The organism is Lysinibacillus alkalisoli (assembly GCF_014643595.1).
In the GTDB taxonomy this organism is placed as follows: Bacteria; Bacillota; Bacilli; order Bacillales_A; family Planococcaceae; genus Metalysinibacillus; species Metalysinibacillus alkalisoli.
The window spans coordinates 311,492-323,761 of the sequence record NZ_BMJT01000002.1; the positions used below are offsets into that span (position 1 = coordinate 311,492).

Below are 12,270 nucleotides of genomic sequence, written 5' to 3' on the forward strand. Positions count from 1 at the left end.
TTATTTATCCACCTTGTCCAATGCTTCTTGAGCTGCTTTTTGTGCTTTTGTGAGCGCTGTTTTTGCATCAATATTTTGTAACTCTACTTCATCTGCTGCAATAGCGAGAGCATCCATGATTTTACCATTTGTAGGGTCAATAAAGTCGGGTAAACCAAACTGTGCTTGTTCAAACGGAACAGCATAAGCAGGGTTATCTGCTAAAAACGCCTTATATTCAGGGACTTCCATCGCACTTTGTTTAACAGGGATATAGCCGATATTTTGCGCCCAGTCTGCATTGACTTCCGCACTAGAGAAAAACTTCATAAAATCATAAGCACCCGCTTTTACTTCATCACTGACAATAGCAGGTGATGTCATGTATAGCGTAGATATCATAGGTTTAGCGTCATGGCCATTAAACCCTGGTTGTGGAATAGAGCCGATTTTCGTAAAGTCTAAGTTCCCTTTATCGCCTGAAGAGCCTGTATAACTCATAGCTTTTCCATTCATCACATCATCAATGGTACGATACCAATACTCCCAGCCTTGTCCGCCAGAATTTACTTTCATCGTTTTTTCTTCATGGATTTGTTTACGTATAAAATCCCAAGATTGTACCCATTCATCACTATCAATTACTACTTTTGTGCCGTCTTCATTTAAAATCTGACCACCACTACTACGTGCTAAGTCAATAAGGTTGCCATTGCCCCACATAGGTAAATGACCAAACTCTACCTTATTAGTAGCTTGTATTTGCTTTGAAGCTGCAGCCACATTTTCCCACGTACTAAAAATTTCTTCTGGCTTCATATTTTGTGCCTCTACTAAATCTTTACGATAATACATGACTTGTGTTGTACCATAAGCTGGTAAGGCATACAGTTTATTATCCATTTGTGCATTCTCCATAAACACAGGCAAGAAGTCATCCGTATTGACATCTTGATCTGCCTCAACAAATGCAGTAAGATCTGTTAGTGCCTCTTTTTGCGCCAAGTTATGAATGGTATCCGCTTGCGCAATGACTACGCCAGGTGCTTCACCTGAAGCAATAGCCGATTGTAACTTTTGGAATGTTTCTGTATAGCTTGCTTGAGAAACCCCTTTTACAACATATTCATTTTGCGAATCATTGTACTGTTTAATAATACTTTGCATTTTTTTATGCGCCTCACTACCTAGACCATACCAAAATTCCACTTCTACTTGCTCACCCTTAGATGCTTTGTCCTCTTTTTTATCTTTCACAGAACATGCTCCTAATAATAAGATCAAACTTGCTAGGGCAACATACCATAACTTTTTCATATACTCATTCCTCCGTTATTTATGATTAAAAACTTATCCTTTGAGTCCATTGTCACTGATGCCCTTCATAAACCATTTTTGTAGGATTAAAAATAGTAGAAGTAATGGAGCAACAGTCATTACATTTGCTGCCATAATAAGTGGCCATTGTTCAGCAAATGTGCCTTGAGTTGTAAAGAAACGATTAAGCCCTACAGTGATTAAAAAATTCTCTTCGCTTTTTACAATTAATGAAGGCCACAGATAATTGTTATACATTTGAACAAAACTAATGAGTACCACGGTAAAGATAGTAGATTTACTCATGGGCATCATAATTTTAGTTAAAATGACAAAGTCAGAAGCACCGTCTGAACGAGCGGCATCTAATAACTCTGTTGGAATTTGCATAAATGCTTGACGCAATATAAATATGGCAAAGACACTTATACTATTCGAGATGATAATGCCTGCCAAGGAGTCGAGTAATCCCATTTTAGAAATAATGACATAACTTGGTACATATGTTGCTGCTGCCGGCAACATGTAGGTAAGTAAAATGGATTGAAATAAAAGTTTTTTACCTTTGAATGTAAACTGTGTTAAAGCATAAGCTAACATAGCAGCAAATAAGACTTGAAAAAACACAATGATAATAGCAGTGAAAATACTATTCCAAATATATAGACCAAAAGGCGCTAGCTTGAGTGCATTAGCAAAGTTGTCCCATTGAGGGATTGCTGGTAACCACGTTAGAGGAATGGCGAAAATTTCATCTGCTGTTTTTAATGCACTCAATAACATCCAAATTAAAGGAAAGATCATCACAACACTCAATAGCATGACTATAATCGTTCTTGGCATGGATTTTAATACAAATTGTTTCAATATGGTTCCTCCTAATAATGCACCCAACGTTTTGATACAAAGAATAAAATAAAGGCGAGTAACGCTGTTAATAACACAATTAATGTGGCTACAGCAGTGGCTTCACCCATATTAAATTGCTCAAATGCTAACTGATAATACAAATATAATAATGTACGTGTACTACCTGCTGGACCACCTTGTGTCATCACTTGTATTTGGTCATACGCTTGAATAGAATCAATAGCAGATAACACAACTAAAAATAATGTCGTAGGTGAGATGAGTGGCAATGTAATATGACGCAAACGATGCCAAGCATTTGCTCCTTCAAGGTCACCCACTTGATATAATTCATCTGGTATTTTTGACAAAGCATCCAAATAAAAGAGCATGGCCCAACCGGCATTTTTCCATATTGTTACGATAATAATGGCCCACATAGCATATTCAGGATCAGTTAGCCATTGAGGTTGAGGTAAATGTAAAAAACCAAGTATTTGATTAAAGAGTCCAATTGTAGGCTCATAAATCCATGACCAAACAATTGATACAGCTACCATCGGCGTAATCCATGGTGTGAAAAGTAAACCTTTAAAAAAAGTTTGTCCAACCATTTGTTTTCTTACAATAAGCGCTAAACCTAAGCCAAGTGCAACAGTGGGCAGCACTGTCCAAAAACCGAAGAAAACTGTGTTCCATAGCGCTTGGTGAAAATCGCTACTCGTTAACACTTGTTTATAATTGTCTAACATGACATAGGAAAAATCCGGACTAATATAATCCCAATCCGTACTACTTAACCAGACGGATACAATCATAGGAATAAACCAAAATGTTAGCAAAGGAATGAGTGGTATACCGACAAATAGGGCAATCGTTAAACGTTTTTTCACTTTATTCACCTAACAACTTTACATAAATATTTTGCTCTTGCTCATTAAATAATTGCAGGTGTTTAGGCATAATGTGAATGACGCCACCGATTGTATACGTAGACTTGCCATCACAGCGTAAAATGATTGTATGATGTTCAAAATTCCCATGAATATGTAAATCAGCACCTAATAATTCTGTATGCGTAATCGTAAGCGGGATCCCTGTCTCTACAATAAGCCAATCTTCTGGGCGTACACCGATTTGATAACGCCCGCTATTAATGTCATTGGCTAATTGTGCAATTGCGATTTCGTTAAGATACACGGTGCGTTTTTTTAGTGTAATCGGCATAGTATTCATTTGTGGCGACCCAAGGAACGTACCTACAAACAAATTAGCAGGCTGTCGATAAATTTCTTCTGGTGTTCCGATTTGCTGTACTTGTCCATCCTTCAATACAATAATCCGATCTGCCATTGTCATCGCTTCTGTTTGATCATGAGTAACATAAATTGTTGTTGTTTTTAAACTACGATGTAAGTTGAGTAACTCAACACGCATTTGATTACGTAATTTAGCATCTAGATTAGATAATGGTTCATCCATTAAAAAGATAGGACTATTTCTTACAATAGCTCGACCTAGCGCTACTCGCTGACGCTGTCCGCCTGATAAATCTTTAGGTTTGCGTTTTAAATAAGGCATCAAGCCTAATAATTCTGCCGCTTCATGTACTTTGTTTTGAATCACCTCCTTTTTATGCTTGCGAATTTTCAAGCCAAACGCCATATTATCAAATACAGTCATATGAGGGTACAAAGCATAACTTTGAAACACCATGGCAATATCTCGATCCTTGGCAGGTAGATGGTTCACAATGTGACCATCTATTTTTAAAAAACCAGAGGTGATGGTTTCAATGCCAGCGATCATGCGCATTGTTGTGGATTTGCCACAACCAGAGGGGCCAACAATAACAATAAATTCACCTTCTTGAATCGTCATATTTAGATTCTCAATCACAGGGGTAGCAGCGTTTTCATATTGCTTAGTTAATTGTTCAATCTCAATTTTAGTAGCATTCATACTAAGTTATCTTCCTTTGTTTTTTCTTTTTTTGTTTTGTTTTACTTGGTTTTAAGTATAGATATCAATTGTTAATGTCGTTTTAATACCGTGTAATTTTGAATTTACAAAAGAAAAACCAATTCTATAGTATAATATAAAGGAAATAACAGGATAAGGTGTGAGTGATAAGATGTTGAGAGACGAGAGAATTGAAAAGATAAAAGTGCTGTTGCAAAAATCTGAAACAGTAAGAGTAGCTCATTTAAGTGAATTATTAAATGTAACATCTGAGACAATTAGAAAGGACTTAGAATATTTAGAGGATTTAGGAGAAGTAAGGCGTGTACATGGGGGGGCGATTTTAAAACAAAGTAATACAAAGGAAACCAATTTCAGTGTGCGAGAGACCATTAATAAAGAACAAAAGGCAGAATTAGCTAGTTTAACTACTGCGTTTGTAAAGGAAGGAGACTGTATCGCTCTAGATGTTAGCACAACAAATACAGAGGTTATTAAACAACTTGTTACTTCATTTCAACAACTATCTATCGTAACCAATTGTTTAAGTATTGCCACAATAGCAGCACAAAACCCCAACTTTTCAATATTTTTAACAGGTGGTATTTTAAAGAACTCTGAACTTTGCTTAGTGGGACAAAAAGCAGTGGATTTTGTGGAAGGTTTTCATATTGATACTTTTTTTATGAGTGCTAGTGGTGTGTCACTAGATCAAGGTTTTTTAGATTATGGGCTAGACGAACTTAGTGTCAAACAAGCGATGTTACGTAATGCAACGTCTGTATTTGCTGTTATGGATTATACAAAATTTAATAAAACAGCCATTTTTAAAGTAGGGGGATTAGCCATTGTTGATGGCATTATTACAAACCCTGCACTTAATGAAAATATTGCGCATGATTTTCAAGAAGCTGGTGTTACAATTTATGTAGAATAGAAAAAAAGCTCATAGGAGTAGTAAATATTCTACTTCTATGGGCTATTATAAAATTAACACATATTATTATCATGTAAACATAATTGAAGAAATTAGGTGAGTTTCCAATCTTGCAATAAAATTTGTTGTAATAGCATGACTTGCTCCTCTCCAATGTTTGCCCTCAACTCGTCAATAATACGGGCTTTAATTGCTTCATGTTGTTGATAACAAGTAGTACCTAAGACCGTAAGCTCCACCGCTTTTTCTTTTTTGTTTTCAGGTACGTTTTTAATATTGACTAAACCTTTTGCCTCAAGTTGTTTAATACATTTATGTGTCGCCTGACGTGAAATATCCACATTTTTTGAAATCATTGCAATGGTAGCCTGTTGATTATAAATGCGTGATAAAATATACCATTCTCGATTGGAGACAGGCATATTATTTTCAGCATCCCAATAACGCATCGTCACTCGTCTTAATAAACCATGCCGCTCACTTAAAACATCAATCAAATCTATTTTTTCTAAATTTACTTCCATGTTTAATCACTCCCAACAAGTATTATAACAGAAAGTCAAAGTTCTAATTGACAATCATTTTCGATTAAGTTACAATGAATTTCGTCAACTAGATTGACAAAATAGCGAAAAGAGGTTATATATGGATACTGCACAAAAACAAGTGCGTTCTCCGAAGTTCATGATTTTAGTCTTGATGTTAGGGGCCTTCATTGGCTTATTTGGAGAAACTGCACTCAATATGGCACTTACAAATTTAATGGAGCAGTTTTCCATTGAAGCATCAACAGCACAATGGCTAGTTACAGGTTATTTACTAGTTATGGCGATATTTGTTCCCATATCGGTATTTTTAATTAAATGGTTTGATACAAGACAACTTGTCTTAAGTGGATTAATTATTTCATTAATTGGGGCGATAATAGGAGCCATTGCACCAAGTTTTATCATGTTATTGATAGGACGTATTGTACAGGCGATTGGCACAGGTATTTTATTACCTGTTATGATGAATATTGCGTTACTTATTTTCCCTGCCTACAAAAGAGGGAAGGTTATGGGGCTTATGGGGCTTGTTATTACATTAGCACCAGCACTAGGTCCAACACTATCAGGTGTCATTATTTCAACATTAAACTGGCATTTTATTTTTTGGTTTAGTGCAATCGGCTATGTATTGCTTATCATAATGGCATTATCAGTTGTCGAAAATATTGGTGATTTAACAAAACCGTATATTGACTTTGTTTCGATTGTGTTATCATCTGTTGGTTTTGGTGGATTTATTTATGCTTTAGCCACAATGGCAGATCGTCCATTCACAGATTGGCAAATTTTAGCGCCCTTTATAGTCGGTATTGTCGCACTATTATTATTTAGCTTACGCCAATTTAAATTACCACAACCTATGATTAATTTACGTGTATTCCAATATAAAATGTTTACACTTGGCACAATCATGGCCTTTCTTAGCTTAGTCACTATTTTAGCTACTGCGATTTTATTACCTTTATATTTAAAAGGGGCATTATTATTCGCAGCTGCGGCTGCAGGTCTTATTTTATTGCCAGGTAATTTATTAAATGTATTGTTAGCGCCTATTGTTGGTGCATTGTTTGATAAATATGGGCCAAGACCATTTTTATTTGGCGGGACGATCATTATGACTTTAGGAAATATGATGTTCTTATTTACAATTTCTACTGAAACAGCTACTTGGCAAATCATTATTGCTTTTATGTTATTATGTTTCGGATTATCTTGTGTCATGATGCCTTCTCAAACGAATGCATTAAACCAATTACCACGTGAGCTATATGCAGATGGCTCTGCTGTTATGAATACATTAAATCAAGTGGGGGGAGCGGTAGGTACGGCGGTAGCTATTACAATTTATACAGCTAGTTTGCATACGTTTATTCAACTGAATCCTATAGCAAACCCCGCTAGTCCAGTAGCGATTGCCTATGGTGTACAATATACGTTTTATATTATTACAGCCATTAGTGTTATTTTATTTATTTGCTCTCTATTTGTGAAAAATAGCTTGAAGTTAAAATCATAAGATAAAATTATTATGTCAACTAAATAAACAAAAAGAAAAAACACAGCATAAATTCTCTGTGTTTTTTGTTATTTATTGCAAAGATTTTTCAAAGTCTTCACGTTCTGCTTCACGTTCTGCCATTAACTTACCTAACGCTTCACGCTCCTCGCGAGCTGCGCCAAGGTAATCTTCTTTAATTAAAATCACATGTTTCTCCATAGCTTGCATTAACTCATCATGCATAATACGAAGTTCTCGCCACATAACACGAACTTTAGCCTCTACAATAGGAGACGGTGTATCATCTAAATTCATTGTTTTCAATTCTTTTGCCATTTCGTCTAACATGGTCATATTTTTATCAAAGATTAAATAAAAATCACGTGAAATGTCACCTTCTTTAATATAACTTCGAATGCGTTTGCTATCATTTTTATATTTGCTAAAACCATCTTGTTCTGTTTCGAACACAGCATGACGTACTTGTTTCGCATATTTGCTATCTTTATCCATCAAACGTTTTTCAACGTAACTAAATTCTTTATAGGCAGGCAATCGGTTAATAACATCCCGATCAGAAGTAAAAGTATCAAATTGTGTTTTTGTTTCCTCTATCGCATTTTTAGATTTCTGAATAATATACTTGATTAATATGACAACACCAATTATAGCAAGTATCGGGAAAATGAGTGGCAAGTATGACAATATCATTAAAATCCCTATAATCGCCATCATAGCTGTTGCCCAAGTTGGAATTGGTCTATTCATAATTGTATAACCCCTTTCTGATTTAACTTCCTTACTAGTATTATACGAACTACAATCAAAAAAGTTTCAAAACAATCATAAACTGTGAGACGCATCGAGTAATACTATTATACACCTCTCAATTATTCGATGCGTCTCACAGCGTTCAATATTTTTCTATGTTTTACACAGTAAAATAGGCTGTTTTTATAGAAATACTTAATAATGTTCCCAAATTTATATTTGGGAACATTATTTATGCTATAATTTGTAGTATCAAGAGACTTATTAACGTATAAGAGGGAAAGGAAAGATAAAAAGATGCAACCTAAAATACTACGTGATTTTCTCGTATACCTTACGACAATTAGAGGGAAGTCTATGCGTACACGAAAAGAATACGAATACGACTTAACTTTATTTTTCCGTTTTTTAATCGCGATGAATGAAGGTAAAGATATCGAAGTCATTCAAGATATTTCCACACTCAAAATGGATGTATTAAAAGAAGTCACATTAGAAGATCTTTATTTATTCATGGAATACTGCGAGCAATCTCGAAAAAACGGTGTTGCATCACGCGCACGCAAAGTTGCTACATTAAAATCTTTTTTTAATTATTTGCGCGATAAGCGACGCTTACTAGAAGAGAACCCTGCAACACAATTAGAAACACCTAAACAAATTAAACGTTCCCCAATATACCTCACATTAACGGAAGCGCAATCTTTGCTTAATAGTGAGCTGAATCCGCGTGACACTTGCATTGTCACTTGGTTTTTAAATTTAGGTTTACGTGTAACGGAATTATGTCAACTAAATGAAACATCCATACAAAATAATTATGTCACAGTAATCGGAAAAGGGAATAAAGAACGTATTATTTATTTGAACGAGGCTTGCCAAACAACTTTAACAAATTACACCTCTCATAAAACCGCCTATAAAGGCGAAGGAGAAATCCCTTTATTCACATCGCAAAAAGGGACAAGATTAACACGACAGCATTTATCACGCATTATAAAAAAGGCGATTGAAACAGCTGGCATTAACCGGAAAGGCATCACCCCACATAAATTACGTCATACATCTGCCACTTTAATGTATCAATCAGGAGCCGATATCCGAAGTTTACAGCATATTTTAGGGCACGAAAGCGTTGCAACCACACAGATATACACACATATTGAGGACGAGCAGCTCCAACAAGTATTAGTGAACAACCCTTTAAATCAAGTGCCAACACATGATAAAGACCTATAAAATAAAATGCCATCATTGAAGAGTAATGATGGTATTTTTTAATTTTTCTAAAAATACGAGATAAACTATTGACACTGTACTATAACTGTATTATATTATTAATTAATAACAACAACTGTTATATAACAAAACATAGGAGATGATCGTTATGACAATGTATCAAGAAGGGTATCGATTTTATTGTGAGATGTGTGAGAGTTTTGGGATTGAAGCCATTCCATTCCGCTACTATGTACTACAACTTTCTCAAGAGCAGCTAACGGCGTATAATGAACAAGCACAATTTGTAATCTAATGACAAAGGATGTGTCCACATTGGCTAAAACACAAGCCAGTATTACTTAGCCCACGCTGTAAAATTTAACAGTGATGGGCTATATTTATGTTAAAGGAGTGCATTTTATTTATGAAGGATTATCAAAAAGGGTATGAATATTATAAAAATGCCTGTACAAAACATGGTATCAAACCATTGAATTTTCATTATTACATGTTAACTTTATCAGAGGAACAACTTGCGCGTTACAATCAGCAAGCCCATAAAAAAATAAGCACCGCCACATAGCGCTATTCGTGACTTATGTCTCGTATAAGCGCTTTTATTTTGGGTTTTTCGTGCTATTATAAGGTTTTTACGCTATAATAAATAGAACGAATTGACTATAAAGAATATGTCTTATTTGTCGAATAACACACATTATTTATTTCTCATAAGGTGGCGATGATATGCTGCAACATCTATTTGATGAATTTAACACCGCAGGTTATACATTAAAAGAAGTACAAAATATTATTACAGCACTTGATCAAGCTGCTATTGTAGCGATTACTGACCAAAAGGGGAAAATCACTTTCGTTAATGACCACTTTTGTAATATCACAAAATATACAAGAGAAGAGTTAATTGGACAAGACCATCGCATTGTAAACTCTGGTTATCATCCTTCTTCATTTTTTAAAGAAATGTGGCGCACGATAGGCAGTGGACAAACATGGCAAGGAGAGATTTGTAATCGAGCGAAAGACCATTCCTTGTACTGGGTAAAAACAACAATTGTTCCTTTTCTCAATCAAAAAGGGAGACCTTATCAATATGTGGCCATCCGAACGGATATTACAGCACAAAAAGATATTAAACGCGTCACAGAACTCGCTTATCAAGATGAGTTAACAAAATTACCCAACCGTCGTAAATTAACGATGACCATTGAGCAGTACATAAGAGAACATAAACAATTCTCCTTAGTATTAATTAATATTAACCGCTTTCGCAATATCAATAATAGTCTAGGCAATGTATTAGGTGACTTATTTTTGTATGAAGTGGCGCAGCGTTTAGAACAAGTCAAGCAACAAGGCGATATTTATTTCCGCAATAATTCTGACGAGTTTATTTTACTCACAACACGCGTGAAAGATGTGGAAGCCATTGCCCAATCAATTACAGCTTTATTTGAAAAAAGCTTTACTATTGATGATTTTGAGTTTTATGGTTCTGTTAGCATTGGTATAAGTCAATTTCATTCCACAAGTGAACAGCTCTTTAAAGAAGCTGAAAAAGCCTTACATTATGCAAAAAAATCATATAAAAGTAGTGACTTTATATTATATGAGACAATTAAAGATCATGGAACAGATAAATGGCTCATGCTTGAAACAAAATTACATCAAGCCTTAAAGTATAATCACTTTTCCCTTCACTATCAGCCTAAGGTAGATATTAAGACAAATCAATTAGTTGGTATGGAAGCTTTACTACGTTGGTATGATCAAGATTTAGGACAAATCCCACCAGATAAATTCATCCCTTTTGCTGAACAATGTGGGTTAATGAGTGATATCGGTGCATGGGTATTATATCGGGCTGCTGAGCAAATCAAATCTTGGAATCAAACTTACCAAACTCAACTTCGTGTCGCTGTCAACATCTCACCATCTCACTTAAATCAAGAAGGTTTTTTACGTTTACTTGACGAAGTTATTACAACGACAGGCATCCAGCCTTATGAACTAGAAATCGAGATTACCGAACTGACATTACTTGATTATAGCGATGAATTATTAGCGCGGTTAGAAGCTGTGCGTAATTTAGGTGTAGCCATTTCAATTGATGATTTTGGTACGGGTTACTCTTCATTAAGTTATTTAAAGAAGTTTCCGATAGATGCTTTAAAAATAGATCGTTCTTTTGTACAAGATATTATGCGTGAGCCTTCAGGTGTGGCGATGACAGCTGCTATTATTGCACTTGCGCATGCGCTACGTCTATCAGTGGTCGCAGAAGGTGTTGAGGAACAGGCAGAGTTAGATATGTTAATCGAACATGGATGTGAGCACGTTCAAGGTTATTATTTTAGTAAGCCTGTATCAGCAGACCAATTCTCACAATTAATTTTAGATTGGCCCTCCCAATATCAAGTGAAAAAGTAGCAAATGGCTACTCTTTTGCTATTCGTATAAGCAACATTTTTTTGTTATACTTATTGCTATACAATGGGAGATGATAGTATGAAAAAAGCAGTCATTTTTGATATGGATGGTACGTTATTTCAAACAAAATTAGTTTTACATAAAGCATTAGAAAAAGCTTTTAAAAAATTACGTAAAGAAAAATTATGGACAGGTGATACACCTCTCAAGCAATACGAAGCTATTATGGGTGTCCCTTTAGTTGAAGTTTGGCTTACATTATGCCCTAATTTAAATGAGCAGCAACGAACCGATATTAATCAATATTTCACACAGCAATTGATTACGTTAATTGCGGATGGTGAAGGTGCTTTATATCCTCATACAGAACAAGTGTTAGCTACGTTGGCCGAAACACACTCTTTATTTATTGCAAGTAATGGTGAAATTGACTACATTAACGCCATCATGAAATATTATAAACTAGACCGTTTTATCGAACAAAGTTATAGTATTCAGATGATTAGTTCTAGTAATAAAGCGCAGCTTGTCCAGTTAATTAAAGAAGAGCATCATATTGCAGCAGGCTATATGGTAGGTGACCGTATATCCGATTTTAATGCAGCTAAAGAAAATGACCTTACAGCAATTGGTGTTACTTTTGACTTTTCGCTTGAAGAAGAGTTACAACAAGCCGATTATTGTATTGATGCATTGCCACAACTCTTAACACTTGTGAAATGATTGTTAAAAATGGC

13 protein-coding genes are annotated in these 12,270 nt (G+C 35.2%); 7 read left to right on the top strand and 6 right to left on the bottom strand.

Going from position 1 to position 12,270, the window contains the following annotated elements; all coding sequences use genetic code 11:
- The 4 genes from IEW44_RS04010 to IEW44_RS04025 are packed head-to-tail and all read right to left on the bottom strand — an operon-like array spanning position 1 to position 4,107.
- Positions 1–1,296, bottom strand: coding sequence for an ABC transporter substrate-binding protein (locus IEW44_RS04010; protein ID WP_188613736.1), 1,296 nt, complete (start codon positions 1,294–1,296; stop codon positions 1–3).
- A gap of 33 nt (positions 1,297–1,329) precedes the next feature.
- Positions 1,330–2,163 (bottom strand): carbohydrate ABC transporter permease, encoded by an 834-nt coding sequence (locus IEW44_RS04015; RefSeq protein ID WP_229704151.1) that lies wholly within the window; start codon positions 2,161–2,163, stop codon positions 1,330–1,332.
- Between the two features lie 11 nt (positions 2,164–2,174).
- On the bottom strand, positions 2,175–3,038 hold the full coding sequence (locus IEW44_RS04020) for a carbohydrate ABC transporter permease (RefSeq protein WP_229704152.1): 864 nt from the start codon (positions 3,036–3,038) through the stop codon (positions 2,175–2,177).
- Position 3,039: 1 nt separating this feature from the next.
- On the bottom strand, positions 3,040–4,107 hold the full coding sequence (locus IEW44_RS04025; protein WP_188613737.1) for an ABC transporter ATP-binding protein: 1,068 nt from the start codon (positions 4,105–4,107) through the stop codon (positions 3,040–3,042).
- Positions 4,108–4,279: 172 nt separating this feature from the next.
- Here IEW44_RS04025 and IEW44_RS04030 point away from each other — a divergent pair, with 172 nt between their 5' ends.
- On the top strand, positions 4,280–5,044 hold the full coding sequence (locus IEW44_RS04030) for a DeoR/GlpR family DNA-binding transcription regulator (RefSeq protein WP_188613738.1): 765 nt from the start codon (positions 4,280–4,282) through the stop codon (positions 5,042–5,044).
- Positions 5,045–5,136: 92 nt separating this feature from the next.
- On the opposite strand, the gene IEW44_RS04035 is transcribed toward IEW44_RS04030, so the two are convergent.
- The gene (locus tag IEW44_RS04035) at positions 5,137–5,568 is read right to left on the bottom strand and encodes a MarR family winged helix-turn-helix transcriptional regulator (RefSeq protein ID WP_188613739.1); all 432 of its coding nucleotides are present in this window, start codon (positions 5,566–5,568) and stop codon (positions 5,137–5,139) included.
- A 121-nt stretch (positions 5,569–5,689) separates the two neighbouring features.
- Between IEW44_RS04035 and IEW44_RS04040 the strand changes: the two genes are divergently transcribed.
- Entirely contained in the window at positions 5,690–7,111 is a 1,422-nt protein-coding gene (locus IEW44_RS04040) for a DHA2 family efflux MFS transporter permease subunit (protein ID WP_188613740.1), read from the top strand.
- A gap of 72 nt (positions 7,112–7,183) precedes the next feature.
- Here IEW44_RS04040 and IEW44_RS04045 read toward each other — a convergent pair whose 3' ends face one another.
- A complete protein-coding gene (locus IEW44_RS04045; RefSeq protein WP_188613741.1) occupies positions 7,184–7,861 on the bottom strand; it encodes a hypothetical protein in 678 nt (225 codons plus the stop codon).
- A gap of 360 nt (positions 7,862–8,221) precedes the next feature.
- Here IEW44_RS04045 and IEW44_RS04050 point away from each other — a divergent pair, with 360 nt between their 5' ends.
- The 5 genes from IEW44_RS04050 to IEW44_RS04070 all read left to right on the top strand — a co-directional run bounded on the left by IEW44_RS04050 (position 8,222) and on the right by IEW44_RS04070 (position 12,256).
- On the top strand, positions 8,222–9,103 hold the full coding sequence (locus IEW44_RS04050) for a tyrosine-type recombinase/integrase (protein ID WP_229704153.1): 882 nt from the start codon (positions 8,222–8,224) through the stop codon (positions 9,101–9,103).
- A 148-nt stretch (positions 9,104–9,251) separates the two neighbouring features.
- Positions 9,252–9,398: a transcriptional regulator gene (locus IEW44_RS04055; RefSeq protein ID WP_188613743.1), complete on the top strand. Its 147-nt coding sequence runs from the start codon at positions 9,252–9,254 to the stop codon at positions 9,396–9,398.
- A gap of 111 nt (positions 9,399–9,509) precedes the next feature.
- Positions 9,510–9,668, top strand: coding sequence for a transcriptional regulator (locus tag IEW44_RS04060; protein WP_188613744.1), 159 nt, complete (start codon positions 9,510–9,512; stop codon positions 9,666–9,668).
- A 161-nt stretch (positions 9,669–9,829) separates the two neighbouring features.
- Positions 9,830–11,533 (top strand): putative bifunctional diguanylate cyclase/phosphodiesterase, encoded by a 1,704-nt coding sequence (locus IEW44_RS04065; RefSeq protein ID WP_188613745.1) that lies wholly within the window; start codon positions 9,830–9,832, stop codon positions 11,531–11,533.
- A gap of 78 nt (positions 11,534–11,611) precedes the next feature.
- On the top strand, positions 11,612–12,256 hold the full coding sequence (locus IEW44_RS04070) for an HAD hydrolase-like protein (RefSeq protein WP_188613746.1): 645 nt from the start codon (positions 11,612–11,614) through the stop codon (positions 12,254–12,256).
- Positions 12,257–12,270 lie beyond the last annotated feature (14 nt).

Excerpts from the sequence above, each read along its gene's own strand:
- IEW44_RS04030 (WP_188613738.1), top strand. The coding sequence starts at position 4,280 with ATGTTGAGAGACGAGAGAATTGAAAAGATAAAAGTGCTGTTGCAAAAA.
- IEW44_RS04055 (WP_188613743.1), top strand. The coding sequence starts at position 9,252 with ATGACAATGTATCAAGAAGGGTATCGATTTTATTGTGAGATGTGTGAG.
- IEW44_RS04070 (WP_188613746.1), top strand. The coding sequence starts at position 11,612 with ATGAAAAAAGCAGTCATTTTTGATATGGATGGTACGTTATTTCAAACA.
- IEW44_RS04010 (WP_188613736.1), bottom strand. The coding sequence starts at position 1,296 with ATGAAAAAGTTATGGTATGTTGCCCTAGCAAGTTTGATCTTATTATTA.
- IEW44_RS04060 (WP_188613744.1), top strand. The coding sequence starts at position 9,510 with ATGAAGGATTATCAAAAAGGGTATGAATATTATAAAAATGCCTGTACA.
- IEW44_RS04065 (WP_188613745.1), top strand. The coding sequence starts at position 9,830 with ATGCTGCAACATCTATTTGATGAATTTAACACCGCAGGTTATACATTA.
- IEW44_RS04045 (WP_188613741.1), bottom strand. The coding sequence starts at position 7,861 with ATGAATAGACCAATTCCAACTTGGGCAACAGCTATGATGGCGATTATA.
- IEW44_RS04040 (WP_188613740.1), top strand. The coding sequence starts at position 5,690 with ATGGATACTGCACAAAAACAAGTGCGTTCTCCGAAGTTCATGATTTTA.
- IEW44_RS04035 (WP_188613739.1), bottom strand. The coding sequence starts at position 5,568 with ATGGAAGTAAATTTAGAAAAAATAGATTTGATTGATGTTTTAAGTGAG.
- IEW44_RS04050 (WP_229704153.1), top strand. The coding sequence starts at position 8,222 with ATGCGTACACGAAAAGAATACGAATACGACTTAACTTTATTTTTCCGT.
- IEW44_RS04025 (WP_188613737.1), bottom strand. The coding sequence starts at position 4,107 with ATGAATGCTACTAAAATTGAGATTGAACAATTAACTAAGCAATATGAA.